Source organism: Paenibacillus sp. YYML68, from assembly GCF_027923405.1.
Classification (GTDB): domain Bacteria; phylum Bacillota; class Bacilli; order Paenibacillales; family NBRC-103111; genus Paenibacillus_G.
In genome coordinates this window covers 4,037,057-4,057,784 of record NZ_BQYI01000001.1, presented here as the reverse complement: position 1 = coordinate 4,057,784, position 20,728 = coordinate 4,037,057, and the positions used below count along the sequence as shown (strand labels likewise).

Here is a 20,728-nt window from a genome sequence, read left to right as displayed (position 1 = left end):
AATCGATTCGAAAGGTGGACCTTATCTTGGATAAGAGTAATATTCTCGATATGTATGAGCTGACGCCTCTGCAGACAGGAATGCTGTTTCATGCGATGAAGGCTGCCAGCGAGCCGCAATATTTTGTTCAAGGCTCAGCAATACTGGAAGGTAGCGTTAAGGTGTCCATGCTGGAGCAGAGCTATCAGGCAGTGGTGGACAAGTATGATGTACTTCGTACCGTGTTCGTGTATGAGAAGGTGAGCAAGCCGATTCAGGTCGTGTACAGACACCGGGAAGCTAAGCTTACGTATATAGATCTCTCTCACCTGTCCGAGACGGAGCAGGATGATTACGTGAAGGCGTATAAGGAGCAGGATCGCAGCCGCACGTTCTGCTTATCGAAGGATATGCTGCTGCGCCTTCATCTGCTGAAGCGTTCAAGCATGCAATATGAGCTGATCTGGAACTTTCACCATATTATTATGGACGGCTGGTGCTGGGGGCTCGTGCTGGAGGACCTGTGGACCGGATACGAGCAGCTCAACGAAGGCCATGATCTTCGGCTAGGTGCTGCTCCGTCATACAGTCAGTATATCAAGTGGCTGAGGCTGCAGCCTTCCGAGCAAGCGTTAAGCTACTGGCGGACGTATCTGGACGGGTACGAGGAGTCGGTTACGATTCCGCGACAGCTGAATGGAAGCGGCCTCGGCTATAAGCACGGTGAACAATCGCTTCGACTGGACAGGGCGACGACACAGCGTCTGGCGGAGCTGTCGAGGAAGCTCCAGACGACGTTAAATCATGTAATGCTGTCCGTATGGGGCGTTCTGCTTCAGCTATATAGTCGGCAAGATGATGTCGTATTCGGCTCGGTCGTATCCGGACGCCCACCACAGCTATTAGACGTGGAACGGATGGTCGGATTACTTATCAACACGGTTCCTGTCCGGGTGAGAACGGAGCAGGAGGATTCGTTCACAAGCCTCGTTCGTAGACTTCATGGGGAGGTGTTGGAGTCCAAAAGCTATGAATACAGCTCGCTCGCGGACATTCAGAGCGTCTCGGCTTGCGGCGGTCAGCTTGTCCAGCATCTTGTCGTGTTTGAGAACTATGCTTCCTCGCTGGACACGCTTAAGGAATGCAGCGAGCGTCTGGGCTTCACCTTCACCGAGGGCAGCTCGCTGGAGTATACAAATTATGATTTGACGGTCATCATTCAACCTGGGGATGAGCTTGACATCTGTTTCGGCTACAACGAGCAGGCCTACACATCAGATTTTATGCAACGCATGTCAACTCATATGAATACGATCTTGATGTTCGTTCTCGATAACCCTGATCGCTGTCTCAATGAGCTGGAGCTTCTATTGAGTGCAGAGAAGCAGGCGATGCATGCTGCGCAGCAGATGACTGCCTCTGCCACCTACCCAGTGGATAAAACGATACACGGGCTCTTTGAAGAACAGGCGGCTCGCTATCCGGACCATATTGCGGTCGTTCATCTCGACAAGACGATGACGTACCAGCAATTGAACGAGGCTTCGAACCGATTCGCCCGTGTGCTTCGTGATGCCGGGGCGGGGCAGGAGACGATCGTGGCGCTGTCGGTTCAGCGCTCCTTATCTATGATCATCAGCATACTGGCAATTATGAAGGCGGGAGCTGCCTACTTGCCCATCGATCCTGAATATCCGGCTGAGCGCATCCAATATACGCTGGAGGACAGCAAGGCGCCGTTGCTGGTTACCGATCACAGCTTGGATGCTCTGATTACCTATGAAGGAACCGTTGTGACCTTGGCGGAGTCGTATGGGGAGAAGCTGCAAGAAGCGCAGCAGGGCGTGAATCTTGGGCTGGACGTGCCGTCGAATTCAGCTGCTTACATCATCTATACATCGGGCTCCACCGGGAAGCCGAAGGGCGTACTTGTCGAGCATCGGAATGTCGTAAGGCTGTTGTTTAATAGCTGTAACTTGTTCGATTTCCATGAGCATGACGTATGGACGTTGTTTCATTCCATGTGCTTCGATTTCTCCGTCTGGGAGATGTACGGTGCGCTCCTGTACGGAGGCAGGCTCGTCATTGTGCCTGCGTCTACGGCGCGGGATGCCCGTAAATTCCGTGAGCTGCTGCTGGAGCAGAAGGTAACCATCCTGAATCAAACACCATCCTCATTCAATATGCTCATACAGGAGGAGGCCGATCACGAAGATCACCTGCACATTCGCAAAGTTGTTTTTGGCGGTGAAGCGTTAGCACCTATTCAGTTGAGAGCTTGGCATCATAAATACCCGGTGACCGAGCTTATCAATATGTATGGAATTACCGAGACAACGGTGCATGTGACGTACAAACGAATCACCCGTGCCGAAATGGAGAGCAACGTCAGTAATATTGGCCATCCGATCCCGACGCTTCGCACGTATGTGATGGATGATCGGATGCGGCTCCTGCCGCCTGGCATTCCAGGGGAGCTGTACGTGAGTGGTGAAGGGGTGGCGCGAGGCTACCTGAACCGTCCGGAGTTAACTCGGAATCGATTCATGGAGAACCCGTTCGTGCCCGGCGAGCGCATGTACCGCTCAGGAGATCTGGTTAGAGCCCTGCCTAACGGAGAGCTGGAATATGTGGGGCGTATCGATCATCAGGTGAAGATCAGAGGTCATCGAATTGAACTTGGAGAAGTCAACACCCAGCTGCTCCGCTATGAGGGCATAAGAGAAGGTATTGTGCTGGCCAGACCGGACCACACAGGAGCCGATTGTCTGTGCGCCTATTACGTGGCTGACGGGGATGGAGACTTGGAGGGGTTGCGAGAGCATATGGCTGCGAGCTTGCCGGAGTATATGGTGCCTTCCTTCTTCCTTCGGCTGGAGGCGATGCCAGTGACCTCTAACGGCAAGATCAAGCGGGATGCGCTTCCGGAGCCGAAGGCTGCAAGACTGCATACCGATTACGCAGAGCCGCGCAATGAGCTGGAGTTCACCTTGCTGCGTATTTATCAGCAGGTGCTCGGCCACGAGAGCATCGGTATGAACGAGCATTTTCTTCAACTTGGCGGTCACTCTCTGAAAGCGGCGATGATCGTATCCAGGCTGCAGAAGGCGCTTCGTATCGATATTCCGATCTCAGCCGTCCTCCTCCATCCTTCCATTCGGCAGATGGCAAATTATGTGGCTGCCATGCGCAGCGAGCGGGGGACGGTCCCGCTGGAGAAGGCGGAACAGGCAACGTTCTATTCGGCAACGTCTCAGCAGTTGAGATTGTATTCCATTCAGCAATTCGACGATACCGAGGTCGGCTATAACGTACCGTTCGCTCTAGATATTCGAGGCAAGCTGGATGAAGCGCAGCTGGAGCGTGCTGTGCAGCAGTTGACAGTACGTCATGAAGCGTTGCGCACCTCATTTCATATGGAGAACGAGGAGCTCGTCTTCCGGGTACATGACCAAGTCGAGCTGAGCTTGACGTATCGAAATGTTGCACAAATGGAGCTGGAGCTAGAGATGCGGGCCTTCGTTCAACCGTTCCAACTGGAGCGAGCGCCGTTGTTCCGTGCCGCTCTGTTGCATGTGAATGATGAGGATCGATATGTGCTGCTCATGGACGTCCACCATATTGTGTGCGATGGGCTGTCCGTCCATATTGTTGTTCATGATCTGCTTCAGTTGTATCAAGGCAAGGCGCTGCCGCTTCTTACGTTCGAGTATTCAGACTACGCCGCTTGGCAGAAGCGGTGGGTGAAGAGCGACGAATTCAAGTGCCAGGAGCAATACTGGGTCAGTCGTTTTTCAGGAGAGCTCCCGATTTTGAGCCTCCCGACAGATGAGGTGAGACCGCCGGTGCAGACGTTTGAAGGGAGCACGCTGCTTTTTGAGCTGGATCATGAAATGACCTCGAGCTTGAAGGAGCTGGCGGTCCGGGAGCACGTGACGCTGTTCATGACGCTGATGGCCGTATACATGATCGTGCTGGCTAAATATTCAGGTCAGCGAGATCTTGTGGTGGGCACACCGTTGTCTGGCCGTCATACCGCGCAGCTGGAGCAAACGGTAGGGATGTTTGCCAATGTGATCCCGCTGCGAATTCAGCTGGAGGATGAACGAACGTTCATAGACCATTTGCAAGCGGTCAAGCAGGAGCTGCTTGCGGCTTATGAGCATGGTGATTATCCGCTGGAGGAGCTGATCAGATGCGTCCAGCTGCAGCGGGACTCAAGCCGCAACCCGTTGTTCGACACGATGTTCATGCTGCAGACATGGGAGCCAGTTCAACTCACAGTGCCGGGTCTTGAGATAACGGAGGCTGCCTTCAGTGAAGAGGCGGCGAAGCTCGATCTAACGTGGGAGATTACGGCTTCGGACAAGCTCGAGGTACGGCTTACATATAACCGTCGTCTGTTCGGTCCCGCTACAATGGAGAGGCTGGCAAGTCATTACAAGCAGGTCGTGGCTGAAATTGTCCGTAAGCCGCAGTCCAAGCTTGGCACGATTCGCATGGTGACAGATGACGAGGTGAAGCGCATATGCAGTGAGTTCAATCCTCCTTACGAGGCGCCCTTCCGCAATTCGACTATCATCGAGCTATTCGAAGCCCGTGTCGACATGTCGCCAGAACTGCCGGCAGCCGTCTGGAGAGGGAGGAGCATGACCTATTCCGAGCTGAATATGCGGGCGAATCAGGTCGCGCTTCTTCTGCAGAGGAAGGGGGTTGGTAGTGGTGATATCGTCGGTGTCATGCTGAGGCCATCGCTGGACTTATTGGTCGGTGTCCTTGGAGTGCTGAAGGCTGGAGCCGCCTATTTACCGATCGATCCATCGTATCCGGCTGAACGCATCCGTTATTTTCTGGAGGACAGCAAGGCGCGGATCGTGGTTACTGAGTATGCTGTGACAGGGGTGCTCGATGACGAGGATTACGACGGAGAGTTGCTGCCCATTGATCGGCCCTCTGATTGGTCTGAGATGGTAGAATGCAATCCGCGTTCTGATGTGCAGCCCGAGGACCTCGCTTATGTGATCTATACCTCAGGTTCAACGGGTAAGCCCAAGGGTGTCATGATCGAGCATCGCAGCCTATGTAACTTGACGCTAGTCGCGGGCGAGCTGGGCATCCAAGAGGGTACCCGGGTCATCCAGTTCGCGTCCAGCAGCTTTGATGCTTCGGTGTGGGAAATATTCCCGACCCTTATAGCTGGAGCGACGCTGTATATGGAGGACAAGCACATTCTGATGGAGCGGGGAATCGCGGAATGGCTGAGTATGAACGGCATTCAAGTCGCAACCTTGCCGCCTTCCTTGCTTCGAACGATGGAGTACGAGCCGCTTGAGGCGCTACAGACCATTGTGACGGCTGGCGAAGCGTGTACGTTGGAGCTCGTGGCCAAGTGGGGCGAAGGGCGTAAGCTGATCAACGCCTACGGGCCAACCGAAGCGACAGTTTGCGCGACATGGTCGGTGCTTCATGCAGCTTCGGAGCAGGTTACGATCGGAAGACCGATTATGAATACGGAAGTCTACATCTTGAATGAGTCGAGTCAGCTGCAGCCTGTCGGCGTTCCGGGCGAGCTGTGCATCGGTGGCGAGGGGGTCGCCCGAGGCTATCTCAATAGGCCGCAATTGACAGAGCGCTCCTTCATCGCTCATCCGTTCAAGGTGGGGGCGCGTCTGTATCGAACCGGGGATTTGGCTCGCTGGCTACCGGACGGCACCATTGAGTATATGGGGAGACTGGATCATCAGGTTAAGGTGAGAGGGCACCGGGTCGAGCTGGGGGAAGTCACAGCTTGTCTGCTGGGGCATCCGGATCTCCATGAAGCCATCGTTGTGGCCCCTGCTCGTGAGGACGGTACAGTAGCGCTTGCCGCCTATTATTCGTCGAGCGTCTACGATGTAGAGCTGGCTGCTTCTACGCTGCGATCCTACATGGCTGCACGGCTTCCCGAGTACATGATCCCCTCTTGCTTCATCCAACTGACCGAGCTGCCATTAACAGCGAATGGCAAGATCGATGTGAAGCGCCTTCCGGAGCCGTCCATGTCTGATAAGGCGAAGGTGAGACCGCGTAATCAGGAGGAAGAGGTGCTAGTACAAGTATGGATGGACGTGCTGGGCATAGCGGAGATTGGGATAGATGAGCCATACTTCGAATTGGGCGGCGATTCGATCAAGGCGCTGCAAATATGCGCCAAGCTTGCCAAGCTGAACTATCAGCTCAAGGTCAAGCAGCTATTCGACTCTCCTACTATTATGGAGGTAGCTCCGAAGCTGACTAGGGAGGCTGGAGCTCAGGAGTGCCCCGATGAGGTTACAGGCGAGGTGCCGTTGACGCCCGTTCAGCAATGGGTGTTCGCTCTTCAGGAGCAGCCGTCACACTGGAATCAGGCTATCATGCTGAAGCACGCCGAAGGCTGGCAGGAGCATGAGGTCCGTCGAGCCTTCAGGCATTTGACGGAGCATCACGATGCGCTACGGATGATTTATACGCGAGATGAATATGGCATCAGACAGTTTAACAGAGCGGTTGGCAGCGATTGCTTCGAGCTAGACGTATTTCAATTGCAGGAGCAATCGGAGGTCGAGCGGATCATTCTTCAGGAAGCAAACAGGCTTCAGCGCAGTATACAATTAGAGACTGGACCGCTGGTCAAGCTCGGACTGTTCCATACGGGAACAGGAGACCACCTGCTGATCATCGTTCATCACCTCGTTATTGATGCCGTATCGTGGCGCATTATTCTGGAGGACTTCGCACAGGCGTACGGCTGTATGCGGGAGGATCGGGCGCTCTTGCTCCCGGCTAAGTCAACGTCGTTCCGAAGCTGGAGCGAGCAGCTGTCGCATTATGCAAGCAGCAGGGAAATTATAGAGCAACAGCCTTACTGGAGCCAGGTGCTGCAGGCTATTCCGAGTGCTCGACTAACGGAGCATACGGTAGGGGAAGAGCCGCCGCGGCATACCTTCTCCGATATGATGGAGCTGGAGAGCCAGCTGACTCGCGAGCAGACGGAGCAGCTTCTGCGCGAAGCCCCTGCAGCGTATCAGTCTGAGTTCCAGGATCTTCTGCTCGCCGCATGGACAAGAACGATCAAGACTTGGACAGGGCAGCGGCGCATTGCGATCGATTTGGAGGGTCACGGCCGTTATGAGTTCGCCGAGCGGCTGGACCTGACACGCACGGTCGGGTGGTTTACAGCGTGCTATCCCGTCGTATATGAGCTGGAGGATGAGGAGATATCCGTTCAGATCGTGTCTGTAGCCCGGGCTAATCAGAGCGTTCCGATCAGAGGCCTTGGCTATACGCTATTGCGGTTTATGACTGAACCAGCCTACACCCAAGGTATGACGTTCAAGGTCATGCCTGATCTATTATTCAATTATTTGGGCCAATTCGAGGACGGCGTCCGGGATGAGTCGATCTCGGTATCTGATATGCCGGTGGGTGACCTCATTGATGGCGATATGCCTTGGCCGTATCAGCTGGAGCTGAACGCTCACATCGTGAACAGCTGCCTGCATTACAGCATTCGTTACAATCATCATCTGTTCGAATATACGCTCATGTGTCAGCTAGGTGAGCAGCTTAAGCAGCAATTGCTGATGATGGCGGGACATGGCCTGAAGCAAGAGCTGGTTCGTCCATAGCGCATCCATCCCGTGCCCTTGCTGAGTGCAAGGGCATTTTGGCTCGATGGCCCGTGCCTGAGTCTGCTTATGAAATGTTGCGTAAGCTTTGCCACCTCTTTGCTTTGTTTTTACTTTCGTTGTCTACAATGGTATCAGAGCTGGTAAGACACAGCATCAAGCTGTTCGTACATTACATTCCATGGAGGAGTTCGAATTGGAGCTAAACATTCAGCACGTATCTAAAAACTATGGCGCGAAGCAAGCGCTTCGTGATGTACACGTTACGTTGAACGAAGGCATACTCGGTCTGCTCGGACCGAATGGTGCCGGCAAATCGACGCTCATGCGTATTCTGTCCACGATTGAGCAGCCGACATCGGGGGCAGTTAGCTGGAACGGCGTCGATATAGGGAAACACCCTGATGAACTTCGGCGGCAATTAGGCTATTTGCCTCAAGATTTCGGTGTGTATCCGAACATGACTCCGATTGAGTTCCTCGAGTATATGGCAGCCATGAAGGGGATCTCATCGAGGTCGGCTCGTAAGCGTATAGATGAGCTGCTGGACATTCTGAATTTAACCGAGCATCGCAAGCGGATGCTGGGAGGCTTCTCTGGCGGCATGAAGCAGCGGGTCGGGATCGCACAGTCTCTGCTTAACGATCCTTCGTTATTAATCGTCGATGAGCCGACGGTTGGGCTTGATCCCGAGGAGCGGATTCGATTCCGAAACCTGCTCTCAACGCTGGCCTCGGACCGTATCGTCATTCTATCTACGCACATTGTGACAGATATCGAATCGATTGCTCCACATATCGCCATCTTGTCAAGGGGCGAGCTAGTTACGTATACAACCCCGGAGAAGCTCATTCAGAGCGTCGATCATCACGTGTGGCATTGTGTTATTCCCGCTAACCAATATCAAGAGCTGCAGGAGAAGTACACCGTGAGCAGTGCTATTCATCGTCAGGACGGTGTGCATGCTCGAATTGTGTCTAAGTCTCGTCCGGCTTCGAACGCGGTGCCGCTGCCTCCATCGCTGGAGGATGCGTATCTGTTCTCGGTGTCCAGATTAGGAGTGCTGACATGATTTCATTCGCTGAATCCTTTCTTTGCTTAATTCGCACAGGCTTGATCAGGCAGATGAGGAGCTACGCCTTCCTGATCGTCGTCGGACTCAGTTTGTTTCTCAGCTATGCCTGCGTGCCAGCTGCTACAGCCGGGTATGAGGTGTTCTATATTGGCGGAGTTAGGGGGATTTACAATTCCGCTTGGCTTGGCGGGATGGTCGCGATGCTGTCGACGCTTCTGCTCTGGCTGTTCGGCTTCTACATGCTGCGCAGTCAGATCTCCGAGGACGGGAGACTTCGCATCGGGCAGATCATTGCGGCGACACCGATCAGCAATCTGCGTTATATCACAATCAAGGCGCTCTCGAATCTCGTAGTGCTTCTCGTGATTGAGCTCATCTTGATAGTCGGCTTTATGGCTATGCAGTTGCTTCGCGGCGAAGAGATGTATGTAAGCATGCACCATTACTTACTTCCCTTCCTGTATTTAGCACTTCCGTCCTTGATTGTTCTTGCTGCGTTGACTGTGTTTTTTGATGTATGTCCAGGCCTGCAGGGCGTAGTCGGCAACATTATGTTTTTTGTACTGTGGATTTTTTTCAGCGTGATGTCCATTGCGGCTCCGAATGCGTTCTGGGACTTGTTCGGTCTTGATGTCATTCGATCCGACATGGTTCAGGAGGCGGCGCTCACGTACGAATTCATTGCGAACAGCGAGGAGGGGGGAAGCTTCGGCTATTATCCGGTGGAAGGGGCTGTGCCGACCTTCGTATGGCAAGGGGTCGACTGGAGCATCCAGCTGCTCATGCAGAGGCTAATCTGGGTGATGCTGGCTGCCGTTCTCGTCCTGCTGACCGCCTTGCTGTTCAATCGCTTCAAGAAGCAGAAGTCCGGGGACAGCGGGTTCAAGCTTCCACTGTTCGAGGAGAAAGGGGCCGTCAAGCCTCGGATGGAGGCCAAGCATGAGTATAAGCTGTCGCCGCTCGAGCGAACGAAGCGCATAGCGTTGAGCCGTCTCATCACGGCGGAGCTCAAGCTAATGCTTAAGGGGTATTCCATCTGGTGGTATGGCTGTGCAGCTGCGCTGCTCGCGCTCAGTCTGCTTGTTCCACTGGAGTATGTGCGCAGCTGGCTGCCGGTGGTGATGGTGTGGCCTATTGCGATCTGGTCGCAGATGGGAACGAGAGATCGACATTACTTCACACAGGAGCTGATGAAGGCTAGCTGTCCTCCGATCTTCAAATGGATGGCGGTATGGATATCCGGGATCGCTGTGACGCTGCTCTTCTCCTCCGGGGCGCTCATTCAATTCGCATCAAGCGGGCTTTGGCTCGACCTCCAGACCTGGCTTGTCGGCGTCGTATTTGTCCCGACCATGGCGCTTGCGCTAGGAGGCTTCAGTGGCTCAAGAAAGCTGTTCGAGGTGCTGTATATGCTATGGTGGTATCTTGGACCGATCAATGATATTCCATATCTGGATTTCCTTGGAGCATCCTCGAGTTATCCATGGCTGTACTTGCTAATGACTCTCATGTTCTTGCTCGTATCACTGGCAGGTCAGCAGCTGTTCACGTATCGGAAGCAGGCTGCTCACGCTCGAAAAATCGTACACGTAAAAGGGAGAGTGTAATGGAAATGAACCAAGCGAAAAGAAAGCTGATGATGTTGATATGTGCGGCAGGCCTCGTTCTTACGATCGTTGGCTGCAGCTCGAATGCGGTCTCCGGACAACAAGAGCAGTCTTTTGACGCAGAGCAAGTGCAAGAGATTAAGCTCACGACAGAAGGACAGAACATCCAGGTGCGTCCGTCTAAGAGCACAGAGCTGAAGGTTAGTACGGACAGTGGTAAGGAGCTGCCTGTTCAAATGAGTGGCAGCGTTCTGACGATTGATGCCGCGGCTTCCTCGGGGATCATTAACTTTAAGACGGGGACAGTTTTCGTTGATTTGCCAGAGAAGATGTATCGGAAGATCAGCTTGAAATCAAGCTCGGGCTCGATTACAGGGAATAATGTGAAGGCTGAAGAGCTTGTGCTGCAGGCCGATTCAGGGAACATTGAAATGAACGGCTTCGAGGGAGGATTGCTGCGCAGCGAGCTTGTTGCAGGGGATATGAGCTTGAATCAGGTCGATGGAGCGCTCGCTATCGATAACGATACGGGTCATGTGAAAATTTCACATAAAGGAAATGTAAAGGCAAACAGCAGCATTCGTACGAGCACGGGCAAGATTGAGCTGTCGTTTCTGAATAAGCCGCAAGGCTTGCAGCTGAATGCTTCGTCTGAATCCGGGAAAATTCAATCGTCGCTCACGTCGGAGTCGGACGTGACCTCGAAGGGGGCAGGTCAGAAGCTGACCGCTGCTATTGGCAGCAACAGCTCCCAGGCACCGACCTTAACCATCATGACCTCCTCGGGTCACATTACATTGAAATAACGCTTCTATAACACTGCATCAGGCGCACTAAATAAAGCCAGACTCCTTCAGGAGTCTGGCTTTCCATGCTTCGGAATAATGACGGTGAAGGTGGTTCCTTGGCCGACAGTGCTGTCTACCGTAATGTGTCCGCCATGCGCTTCGATGAGACTTCGTACGATCGCCATCCCGAGGCCGGTGCCGAATTCGGAGGAGCTCGTAGGCTTGCCGCGGTAATACTTGGTGAATACGTTGCTGAGCGTCTGCTCGTCCATCCCTTGTCCGTCATCCGCGATTTGTATAATCACCTGAGAGCTTCGATTTTCGGTAACAGTAACCGCTATGCTTGTCCCTGGAGGGTTATGAAGGATAGCATTCATCATGATATTTTGCAGCGCGCGGTACAGAAGCCGGTCATCGAATGGAACATGGAGAGCCTCGCATTCCGAATGAAAGCTGAATTCGCATACCACTGCACGCGGATCGCTCGCGGCGTCAGCGATCAGCTTCTTCAGAAATTCGATCAGATCGCGGGGCTCCACCTGAAGGGGTAGAGGGGACTGGGCGTTGTTGAGCTGCATGGTCAAGCTCAGATCCTGAATTAACGCTTCCATATGTAAGCTCTTTTTCTGGATCTCGGTAATAAACGTGTATCTTTCCTGATCGTTCCATTCATAGTCCTCCATGAGCAGCAATGAAGAGTAGCCAGTAATATAAGTTAAGGGAGTCTTCAGATCGTGTGAGATGCCAGCAATCCAATCCTTCTTCGACTCCTCTACGATCAAGCGTTCCCGGCGGGCAGCCTGTAAGGAGGCAGCTAGCGACTCGAGATTCTGAATCACTTCTTCGTACAATGAATAGGGGAGCTTCAGCTTGTTGTTCCTGCGATACAGCTGCTGATGCTGCGGAGGGGCCTCGTACATCCCGCTGGACAGCTGTGAAATTCGAGAGACGATGAACCACAGTGGACCACCGAAGTACCAGCTGAATAAGAAGCTGCTCCATATGACATTCGCAGTAAAGACAAGGATGACGAACAGGTCGTAATGAGGATTCTCCTCCTCAAGTCCGAGCAGAGGAAACAGCACCTCAACGGCTAGCAGCAGCGTCATCCCGAGACTGAGCATCCAGACGATCAGACCGACGATATAATGCAACGTGAATCGGAGCCGTGTCTTCATGGGCATCTCTCACCGGGAGGCACGAACTTATAGCCAATACCTCTCAGGTTCATGATTGTGGCAGGTTCCTTCGGGTTTGACTCGATTTTTTTGCGAAGATTGGAGATGTGCATAGCGATCGTCTTTTCTACGCCGAATCCGGGCTCGCCCCATACGTATTCGTAAATTTGGGAGGCCGTAAAGATGCGGTTCGGATTGCTGCAAAAAAAGATGAGCAGCTGCAGCTCCTTAGCTGTGCAATCGAGCTCCTTGCCGTCGATGATCAGCTTGGCAATATCCGGCTTCAGTAAGAAGGAGCCAAAGCGATACTCCTTGGCCTCCGGTTGACCATCCGGCCCCGACTTCAGCATACTCTGCCGTCTGAGCAGTGCCTGGATTCTAGCGACAACCTCAAGCGGATTGAATGGCTTCGTAATATAATCGTCTCCTCCGATCCCAAGACCGGTTATTTTATCCAAGTCGCTTGCGCAGGATGTAATGAAGATGATCGGGGCTGTCGTGTGGCGGCGAATACGGCTGCACAGGTCGAAGCCGTTCATGTCCGGGAGCATCACGTCGAGCACGATCAGATCGTAGCTGTTCTGCTGCACGAGCGCCAGCGCTTCGCGGCCGGTCATGCAGCTTGTGATGTGCATGAACCGCTCCTTCTTTAATGTAATCTCCAGCAAGGTTAATATTCCTTCTTCGTCATCGGCTAGCAAGATGCGTTCAGGCTTCTGCAAGGCGGCTCCTCCTAACTATTACATGGATAGCTGATAGCTGATATAATAATAACCTTATTTTCCAGTAAGTTCAAAATAATTGAGTGCTGCTCTTCTTGGCTGTTCAGAGCTTCCTGTTCCCGTGGATCGATTACTTAGCAGGCAGATGCATGCTCGCCGGACAGACACGACCCATCATGGTGAGTAAGCTGACGATGGTGGTCACCTCGATGGTGCTGCTGCTCATGCTCGTCGTCACTGTGCCCGAGCTCAATGGAGCGTTAGCCGGCCTGACGGCTGCTGTCGGAGCGCCGATCGAGCTGACGGTGCTGTACGCTAGTCTTCGCCGTCTGGAGCGCAAGCAGCAAGCGTTGGTTGTGCAGCATGCAGGCCCAGCGCTATAGCTGACAACCCTCGCTCACTTGTATGTCAAAAAAAGCTTCATTCCGCCGTCCTTTGCTTAGGACGGGGAATGAAGCTTTTTTGGTGTAATGCCGGTAAGGCAAACAGGCTATGCCTTCGTCTTGAACTTCTGCAGCTCTTCCTTCAGCTGAACGGCTGTGGCGCTTAGCGTCTCCGCGGAAGCGGTAATTTCCTCGACAGAGGCGGTCTGCTCCTCGGTGGAGGCGTACACGGTCTGCGTCTGGCTCATCGTTCTCGTGGCGATCTGGAGCATTTCGTCTACGGAGGCTGTAATTTGCTCACTGCCTGCCGACATCTGCTCAGAGGCGGCAGATATTTCCTGAATCTGCTCGGTGACTTGCTCGATGGAGGCGCGAATAGCTCCGAATGCCTCGTTCGTCTCCATAATGACCTGCGAGCCGAGCTCAGCCTCCTGTACACCAGCGTCCATCGATATCTTGGCTTCATGGGCAGAGGCTTGAATATCTGCAACTAACGTCTGTATCATAGCCGCGGACGTGTTCGATTGATCCGCTAGCTTGCGAATCTCGCCTGCCACGACCGCGAAGCCTCGTCCGTGCTCTCCGGCGCGTGCAGCCTCGATCGAGGCATTGAGCGCGAGCAGGTTCGTCTGGGCTGTAATGTCGCTGATGGCGGAGATGATCGTACCGATCTCATCCGACTTGTCGCTGAGCACCTTCATCGTACCGGCGGTCAACAGCGCCTTGTCGCGAACCGTCTGCATCTGCTCGACAGCGCGCTGCACCGATTCGCTTCCGTTGCGTGCTAGCTTGGTTGTATCCATAGACGCCTCGGAGACAGTGCTGGCGTTCTCGGCAATGCGCTGGATGCCGATGGCCATCTCGTTCATCGCATTGGCGGTCTCCTCGCTGCTGCGCACCTGCAGCTCCGAGCCGGCTGCAATCTGCTGCATCGCCTCCGCGATCTGCTCGGTCGTGCGCGATGTCTGCTCTGCAACGGCCGTCAAGTCCGTCGACGAGGCGGCGACACGGTCAGCAAGCTCCTTGTTGCGCTGCAGCATGCGGCTCATCTGCTGAGCCATCGTCGTGAACGCTTCGCCGACCTCGCGAAGCTCATCGCGTGTCGTCAAGCTCGCATCTACAGTCAAGTCTCCGCCAGCCATCGTCCGCGCAGCGCGGCGAAGCTGGCTGATCGTTCCCTTCACAGACATATAGAAGCCGGTGAACATGTAGCAAGCTAGCAGGACGATGACGATGTTCGTGATCAGCACAGTGTTGAGCTTGTCGGTCAGACGTTGAACACGCTGCTGGAGGAGGAGATCCAGCTTCTCCGCTGATTTGACGTACATGGCGCTCGTGCCTTCGATGGCCTTCGTCCCTTGTTCGAACAGCTCAGCAGGCGCGATGTTGATCGTCTCGGCATTCAGCAGCTTCGTATCCAATGTTTTGACGAATTCGTCTGCCGCACCTACGGTGCCTGTGGCGAGCGGATGAAGATCAGCTCGGATTGAGGCGTTGTGCTTGAAGACGATACCCGCTTTTTTGTTCACGTCTGCAGAATTAGTTCGGATAGAATCCGTGAAGATCAAGAGCTCGAGCTTCTGCTCAGGCGTCAGCTTCTGTGAGGCAGCAATTCCGGTACCTTTGCCTCGCGCCTGTCCGAGCTTCTCCATGAGTGTCGGAAGGTTGTTCACTGTTAAGTCCATTAAGTAATAGGAGTCGAGATCCGGGTCCAAGGTCAGGTTCGACATATCGGCTGCGTGCTTGATCAAATGAATCGTGTCGTCTACCAAACCGGAATGTACCTCGAAGCTTTGCGCCGCCGTCATGCTGGCTGTCCCGTCACGCAGCTTCATCCACTTATCCTTCACAGCAAGCCAGCCGGCTGTTGTGTCGAGCTGAGCGCCAAGCTCGGCCTCCAGCGTCTCCATCTGCTTGATTGCTTCGTCGGCCTGCGATGCCTTCTCCTTCATTGCCGTCTCCAGTGAAGGGTCACCGTTCAGGTAACCGTTCGCCAGCCCGCGGTGCTGCTGGAACTGAAGCATAACCTTGAGCAAGCCTTCATTATAACGAACACCGAGACGCTCCTTCTCGGCGAATTGTCGGTCCGCTTGTATTTCTTTGACAGCGTTGTACATCATGAACGAGAGGGCGCTGAGGAACAGCAGCGTGATCACGAGAAATTTCTTTCCATACTGCAGTCTGTTCATGAGCGAGGAGGATGGCTTCAATAGTGTCCGGATCCAGGTCATGGCTGTACACTCCTAATATTCGTTTTGTCGAAAAATGTATGAAGCTAGTATACTACAGAGTATGATGTGAGGTAAACAAACATGAGGTGTTATTTTGTTAAGTAAGCGCTCTTAATTGTTTCCAAATTGTGAACTATGAATACATCGGAGTTGTTAAGGCTTGAAGGCATTAAATGTATGCAAACGGGGAACGTTATGTTCAGATATAAGCAATTGATGGCAATAACGCCAATCCATATATAAGGGGAGATGGATATGCAGCAGACAGCGCCATTGCAGGAGCAGGTCATTGAACTGCACGGCTTCAATAATTTGACGAAGTCGCTCAGCTTCAACATGTATGACGTATGCTATACGAAGACGAAGGAGGAACGCGAGGCGTATATTACGTACATCGATGAACAATATAACGCCGATCGGCTGACGAAGATATTAAAGACGGTGGCGGACATCATCGGTGCCAACGTTCTGAACATTGCGAAGCAAGACTATGTGCCGCAGGGCGCCAGCGTGACGATGCTCGTCTCTGAGGGGCCGATCGTGGAGGTGCCGACGGAGTCGTATGAGGAATCGCCAGGACCGTTGCCTGATTCCGTTGTGATGCAGCTGGACAAAAGCCATGTTACAGTTCATACGTATCCGGAGTACCATCCTGATGAAGAGATCAGCACGTTCCGCGCCGACATCGATGTATCCACCTGCGGAGAAATATCGCCACTCAAGGCGCTCAATTATTTGATCCGCTCGTTCGACACAGACATCATGACGATCGATTACCGGGTACGAGGCTTCACGCGCGATATACACGGCTATAAGCTGTTCATTGATCATGAGATTAGCTCGATTCAGAATTATATCCCCGATGAAGTGAAGGAGCTCTTCGATATGATCGATGTCAACGTGTATCAAGAGAACATCTTCCATACGAAGTGTAAGCTTAGGCAATTCGACCTGAACAATTACTTGTTCGGCTATACGAAGGAATCGTTGTCCCGTCAAGAGCAGGAGACGATTGCGAAGCGTCTCAAGCTGGAGATGGACGAAATTTATTATGGTAAAAACCTGGTCGGCTCCCACTAGCTATATGGCGCCTATATCGGGTGTACGAAGAAGCTGTGTCTCGAGTCTCTCGTCTCTATTCGCACTGTCTGCGGATGGGAGACGAGAGTTTTTTGTTTTTTCAGAATAATATTATTTCAATATATTACCTTCTTTTCAATCAGGAGGATACAATGTAATATAGAGCTATAAGTTCGACATAATTCTTTGTTATTCGCTAAAAAAATCAGTGCGCACAGGGGGGATTTCGCTTCATTTGGTATAATTCTACATATTCCTAGCTGGTGAGTCGTGATATAATGCTACATATCATTACATAGGGACTATTTTATATGACAAATTAAGACTATCGGATTAAGACCACTGGCGGGGGTGATCCATTGCTTGCTGCAGTACGTAACTGGATAACTGGATCTTCACAGAAGACTCTGAACAATATTCGTAAGCAGCTTCACCGCGTGGAGAAGCAGGTCGAGCTGCTGATGCGGATGGATGACGCCGAGCTGCTGAGAGAAGGAGAGCTGCTGAGACAGCGTGTGCGGCTGGGCAAGGCTCCGACCAATGCGGCGCTGACGGCGTTCGCCCTCGTGAAGGAGGCTGTGCGCAGGGAGTCGGGCATTCGGCTGCATCCCGAGCAGCTGATCGGAGGCTGGGCCATGCTCCAGGGGCATGTGGCCGAGATGCGGACTGGTGAAGGCAAGACCGTCGTGTCGCTGCTACCGTTGTACTGGTTTGGTCTTCAGGGTGAGGGAGTGCATATGATCACGGTGAACCGGTATTTGGCGGAGCGCGATTGCGAGCAGGCACGGAACGTTCTCGGACGACTCGGAATGACCGTTGCGCTGAATCATTCGGAGCTTAATCCCGAGGAGAAGAAGCAGGCCTACCTTCAAGATATTACTTACGGCACCTGGTCTGAGTTCGGCTTTGATTATTTGCGCGACCGACTCGTCTATGACCCGGACCGACAGGTGCAGCGCCCGCTCGCTTGTGCGGTGATCGATGAGATTGACAGCGTGCTGATTGATGAGGCGAGAACGCCTATTCTTATAGCCGGCAAGACGAAGGGTGCGCCGGATCTGTATTATATATGCGATAAGTTTGTTCGTGGACTGAAGGAAGACCGCGATTATGAGATTGACCGCGAGACGATGCAAGTGATGTTCACTGAGGCTGGCATACGTAAGGTAGAGTCGACCTTTATGGTGGATAATTTGTTCCATCTCGATAATACAACGGTATACCATTATTTACTTCAAAGTCTTCGAGCTCACAAGCTGATGCAGCATGACCGGGATTACCTCGTATCTGAGGGCAAGGTGAACATTATCGATGCGTTTACCGGTCGTATGATGAAAGGCCGGGAATTCAGCGATGGGCTCCATCAAGCGATCGAGGTTAAGGAAGGGCTTTCATTAAGTGCCGAGACGCGCGCCAACGCTTCGATTACGGTCCAGAAGTTTTTCGGGTTGTACCGCAGGCTGCTGGGCATGACAGGCACCATCGAGACGGATCAGGAGGAGCTCGCTCGCATCTACGGACTAGAGGTGCTGTCTGTTCCGACGCATCGTCCTGTGCAGCGTGTCGATGCGCCCGATCTCGTATTCGTCAGCAAGGAGGCGAAATATCGAGGGCTGCAGACTGCTGTGCAGGAGCTTCATGCACGGGGCACGCCGGTGCTGGTTGGGACGACGAGTGTTCAGCAGTCCTATGAGGTCGCCGAACGGCTGCAAGCAGCAGGCATACCGTGTCAGGTGCTGAATGCAAGGACTGAACGCGAGGAGGCCGACATCATCGGAAGGGCTGGGCAGCGCGGTGCGGTCACGATCGCGACGAACATGGCCGGACGAGGCGCCGATATTCGGCTTGGAGCAGGCGTCGAGGAGCTTGGAGGCTTGCATGTTATAGGTCTTGAGCGTCACGAGAGCCGGCGTATCGATCTTCAGCTTCGCGGCAGATCGGGACGGCAGGGCAGTCCTGGGCGGAGCCAGTTTTTCGTCTCGCTTGAGGACGAGCTGTTCCAGCGCTTCGCGGAGGAGGAAGCAGAGCGATGGATTCGCCAGTGGGCTTGGGGGGAAGAAGGGGTGCTCCACAAGCCGCTCAACAGCTTCGTTGAGCACGTACAGCGAAGGGCAGAGCGCCATATGTTCGACATTCGCTCGCTCGTGTACCGCTTCGACTGTGTCATTCATCGCCAGCGGGAGTGGTACTACACGTATCGCAGTGAGCTGCTGGAGAGCAGTAAGGCAAGCGAGCTGCTGAAGGATTGCTTGCAATACTGGCTGGATGAACAGACTGCAGCCTATTGTCCGCAGCACCAGCTGTACGAGGAGTGGGATGTGCGCCGTCTACAGCAGGAGCTGGCATTAGGCGCTGAGCTGAAGCTGAATGAGATGCTGGAGCTGGACGATGTCCAGCGGCTTGTCCGCAATCGCTGGAGCGAAGCGCTGGCCTGCTTGGAGTCGGAGTGGCTCGATGCTCAGTGGAAGGAGCGCTGGAGAGTCGATTGCTTGATGACGATGGATCGCTACTGGCAAGATCATATGGAGCAGCTTCAATACTTGAAGCAGGCGATTCATTTCCGTGCGATTGAGAAGCGCGATCCTGTCGACGCCTTCGAGGAGGAGGCCATTCATCTGCTGAACGAGCTTAAAGACAGAGTGAGCCGGAGAATCGGATCTATGCTGTCCGAGGAAGTCAAGACGTTTACCTTGCAGCCGTCATTCCCATCAGACCAGGCTGCTTCCATATATGCTGCAAGCTTTTAATACGATTACAAGCCAAAGCGAGGGATTCAGATGACTAAGAAGAAGAGTGATTCAAAGAAGAGCGTAGCTAAGGTGCTTACAGCAACCATGGCCGCCTCAACGATTGTAACGGTAGTGTCGGCGGCATCACTCGGCACAGATTTCCTTCAGGATGCCGGGCAGACCGAGACGACGGTGACCGATTCCGTCTATGAGGAGAAGGCAGAGCCGACCGTTACCGAGTCTGTGTATGAGGTGCAAGTCGAGCAGCCTCCGGTGACGCCGCCAGTTGTCGCGCCGCCAGTAGTGGTCGCCCCTGTACAAGCTCCTGTAGCGGGAGTCGAGGCTGCTCTTCAGCTCCTGAGTCAGGCAGCTGACGCCTCGAGCATGAAGGCGGTACTGGGTGCTCCTGAGCTGGCATTGAACCTGAGCTTGCTTGAAGAGCTCGCAGCGGAGGACCAGACTGCGGTGGCGGCGGAGCTTGTGAAGCTCAACATAGCCGGACAGTTCGGCAGCACGCTTGAGCTGCAGACAGCTCTGGACGCGGCAGTAGCGGCACAGCGGGATGTCGCAGCGCTTCGCAACGCGATTGCGGCTGTCAGTCAGGCTGCCGATGCAGCATCGATGAAGGAGGCGCTCGAGTCTCCGTACCTCGGTCTTGTCATGGTCGGCTACCGTACGATGACAGATGAAGCGAAGCTGCAGGTTGCAGATGCGGTGAAGAACGCTGTGCCGTCTGAGGGCTTCACAGACCGGGGCGCTGTTCAGACCGCCTTCAAGAAGGCAGTCGTTGCAGTGATCCAGCTTCAAGCAGCGAACTAGAAGTCCGACGTACATTGGATAAGGACTCTATGATGAGCAGACTTCAGAGGATGCCGGATTTTATTCGCGCCATTTACCAAGCCGTATTCCAACGTTCTATACATAAGTACGAAGCGGAGCCGGTTCTCGATGAACCGGAAGCGCCCCAAGCCGATGAGGTGTCACAATCGATTGAGCGCATTGAGCTATCGGAGCAGCTTCAGATGATCCGTGTCGGCGATTTATATATGCAGCACTATATGCAGGAGGCTAGTCAGCCTGAGGCCGGGCTGCTGAAGGGGTTCTTTTTGCAGAACGACATATTCGTATCGCAAGGCGAGGATACCGTATACCGCGCTAATATGGAATATTATTTCCAGACAGCAGGTGGGGAGAGAAAGCGGAGCTACATCATCAGCCTTGTCCGGTTTGCCGGTGACGAGTGGCGAGTGTTTCAGATCAAGCCTGTGTAGCATGAAGGAATTGAGTCGATTCTATTCACTAAATTGTTC

The 20,728-nt window shown here is 53.6% G+C and carries 12 protein-coding genes; 9 read left to right on the top strand and 3 right to left on the bottom strand.

Annotation, left to right across the window (positions count from 1 at the left end; genetic code table 11):
• Positions 1–26 precede the first annotated feature (26 nt).
• The 4 genes from PAE68_RS18125 (at position 27) to PAE68_RS18110 (ending at position 11,113) form a co-directional block, all read left to right on the top strand.
• Positions 27–7,625, top strand: coding sequence for a non-ribosomal peptide synthetase (locus tag PAE68_RS18125; RefSeq protein ID WP_281889305.1), 7,599 nt, complete (start codon positions 27–29; stop codon positions 7,623–7,625).
• Between the two features lie 196 nt (positions 7,626–7,821).
• Positions 7,822–8,697: an ABC transporter ATP-binding protein gene (locus PAE68_RS18120; RefSeq protein ID WP_281889304.1), complete on the top strand. Its 876-nt coding sequence runs from the start codon at positions 7,822–7,824 to the stop codon at positions 8,695–8,697.
• A complete protein-coding gene (locus PAE68_RS18115) occupies positions 8,694–10,307 on the top strand; it encodes a hypothetical protein (protein WP_281889303.1) in 1,614 nt (537 codons plus the stop codon). Before PAE68_RS18120 ends, PAE68_RS18115 begins: the two co-directional genes overlap by 4 nt.
• A gap of 5 nt (positions 10,308–10,312) precedes the next feature.
• Positions 10,313–11,113 carry a DUF4097 family beta strand repeat-containing protein gene (locus tag PAE68_RS18110; RefSeq protein ID WP_281889302.1) on the top strand — a complete coding sequence of 267 codons (801 nt, stop codon included), beginning with the start codon at positions 10,313–10,315 and terminating at the stop codon, positions 11,111–11,113.
• A gap of 47 nt (positions 11,114–11,160) precedes the next feature.
• Here the strand turns inward: PAE68_RS18110 and PAE68_RS18105 are convergent, their stop codons facing one another.
• Positions 11,161–12,273: a sensor histidine kinase gene (locus tag PAE68_RS18105; protein WP_281889300.1), complete on the bottom strand. Its 1,113-nt coding sequence runs from the start codon at positions 12,271–12,273 to the stop codon at positions 11,161–11,163.
• Positions 12,270–12,995, bottom strand: a complete 726-nt coding sequence (locus PAE68_RS18100) for a response regulator transcription factor (RefSeq protein WP_281889298.1) — start codon at positions 12,993–12,995, stop codon at positions 12,270–12,272. Before PAE68_RS18100 ends, PAE68_RS18105 begins: the two co-directional genes overlap by 4 nt.
• 95 nt (positions 12,996–13,090) lie before the next feature.
• Here PAE68_RS18100 and PAE68_RS18095 point away from each other — a divergent pair, with 95 nt between their 5' ends.
• Positions 13,091–13,378, top strand: a complete 288-nt coding sequence (locus PAE68_RS18095) for a hypothetical protein (protein ID WP_281889296.1) — start codon at positions 13,091–13,093, stop codon at positions 13,376–13,378.
• Between the two features lie 107 nt (positions 13,379–13,485).
• Here PAE68_RS18095 and PAE68_RS18090 read toward each other — a convergent pair whose 3' ends face one another.
• Entirely contained in the window at positions 13,486–15,609 is a 2,124-nt protein-coding gene (locus PAE68_RS18090) for a methyl-accepting chemotaxis protein (RefSeq protein ID WP_281889294.1), read from the bottom strand.
• A 255-nt stretch (positions 15,610–15,864) separates the two neighbouring features.
• Here PAE68_RS18090 and speD point away from each other — a divergent pair, with 255 nt between their 5' ends.
• From speD to PAE68_RS18070, 4 genes are all read left to right on the top strand, one after another.
• Positions 15,865–16,689 (top strand): adenosylmethionine decarboxylase, encoded by an 825-nt coding sequence (gene speD, locus PAE68_RS18085; protein WP_281889292.1) that lies wholly within the window; start codon positions 15,865–15,867, stop codon positions 16,687–16,689.
• Between the two features lie 359 nt (positions 16,690–17,048).
• Positions 17,049–19,436, top strand: a complete 2,388-nt coding sequence (locus PAE68_RS18080) for a preprotein translocase subunit SecA (RefSeq protein ID WP_281889290.1) — start codon at positions 17,049–17,051, stop codon at positions 19,434–19,436.
• A 30-nt stretch (positions 19,437–19,466) separates the two neighbouring features.
• Positions 19,467–20,237, top strand: a complete 771-nt coding sequence (locus PAE68_RS18075) for a hypothetical protein (RefSeq protein ID WP_281889288.1) — start codon at positions 19,467–19,469, stop codon at positions 20,235–20,237.
• Positions 20,238–20,266: 29 nt separating this feature from the next.
• Complete coding sequence (locus PAE68_RS18070; protein WP_281889287.1) at positions 20,267–20,689, top strand: hypothetical protein; 423 nt, start codon at positions 20,267–20,269, stop codon at positions 20,687–20,689.
• Positions 20,690–20,728: the final 39 nt, after the last annotated feature.

What these genes read in the sequence shown, in the direction of transcription:
- PAE68_RS18090 (WP_281889294.1), bottom strand. Translation starts at nt 15,609, where the DNA reads ATGACCTGGATCCGGACACTATTGAAGCCATCCTCCTCGCTCATGAAC.
- speD (WP_281889292.1), top strand. Translation starts at nt 15,865, where the DNA reads ATGCAGCAGACAGCGCCATTGCAGGAGCAGGTCATTGAACTGCACGGC.
- PAE68_RS18075 (WP_281889288.1), top strand. Translation starts at nt 19,467, where the DNA reads ATGACTAAGAAGAAGAGTGATTCAAAGAAGAGCGTAGCTAAGGTGCTT.
- PAE68_RS18105 (WP_281889300.1), bottom strand. Translation starts at nt 12,273, where the DNA reads ATGAAGACACGGCTCCGATTCACGTTGCATTATATCGTCGGTCTGATC.
- PAE68_RS18110 (WP_281889302.1), top strand. Translation starts at nt 10,313, where the DNA reads ATGAACCAAGCGAAAAGAAAGCTGATGATGTTGATATGTGCGGCAGGC.
- PAE68_RS18070 (WP_281889287.1), top strand. Translation starts at nt 20,267, where the DNA reads ATGATGAGCAGACTTCAGAGGATGCCGGATTTTATTCGCGCCATTTAC.
- PAE68_RS18115 (WP_281889303.1), top strand. Translation starts at nt 8,694, where the DNA reads ATGATTTCATTCGCTGAATCCTTTCTTTGCTTAATTCGCACAGGCTTG.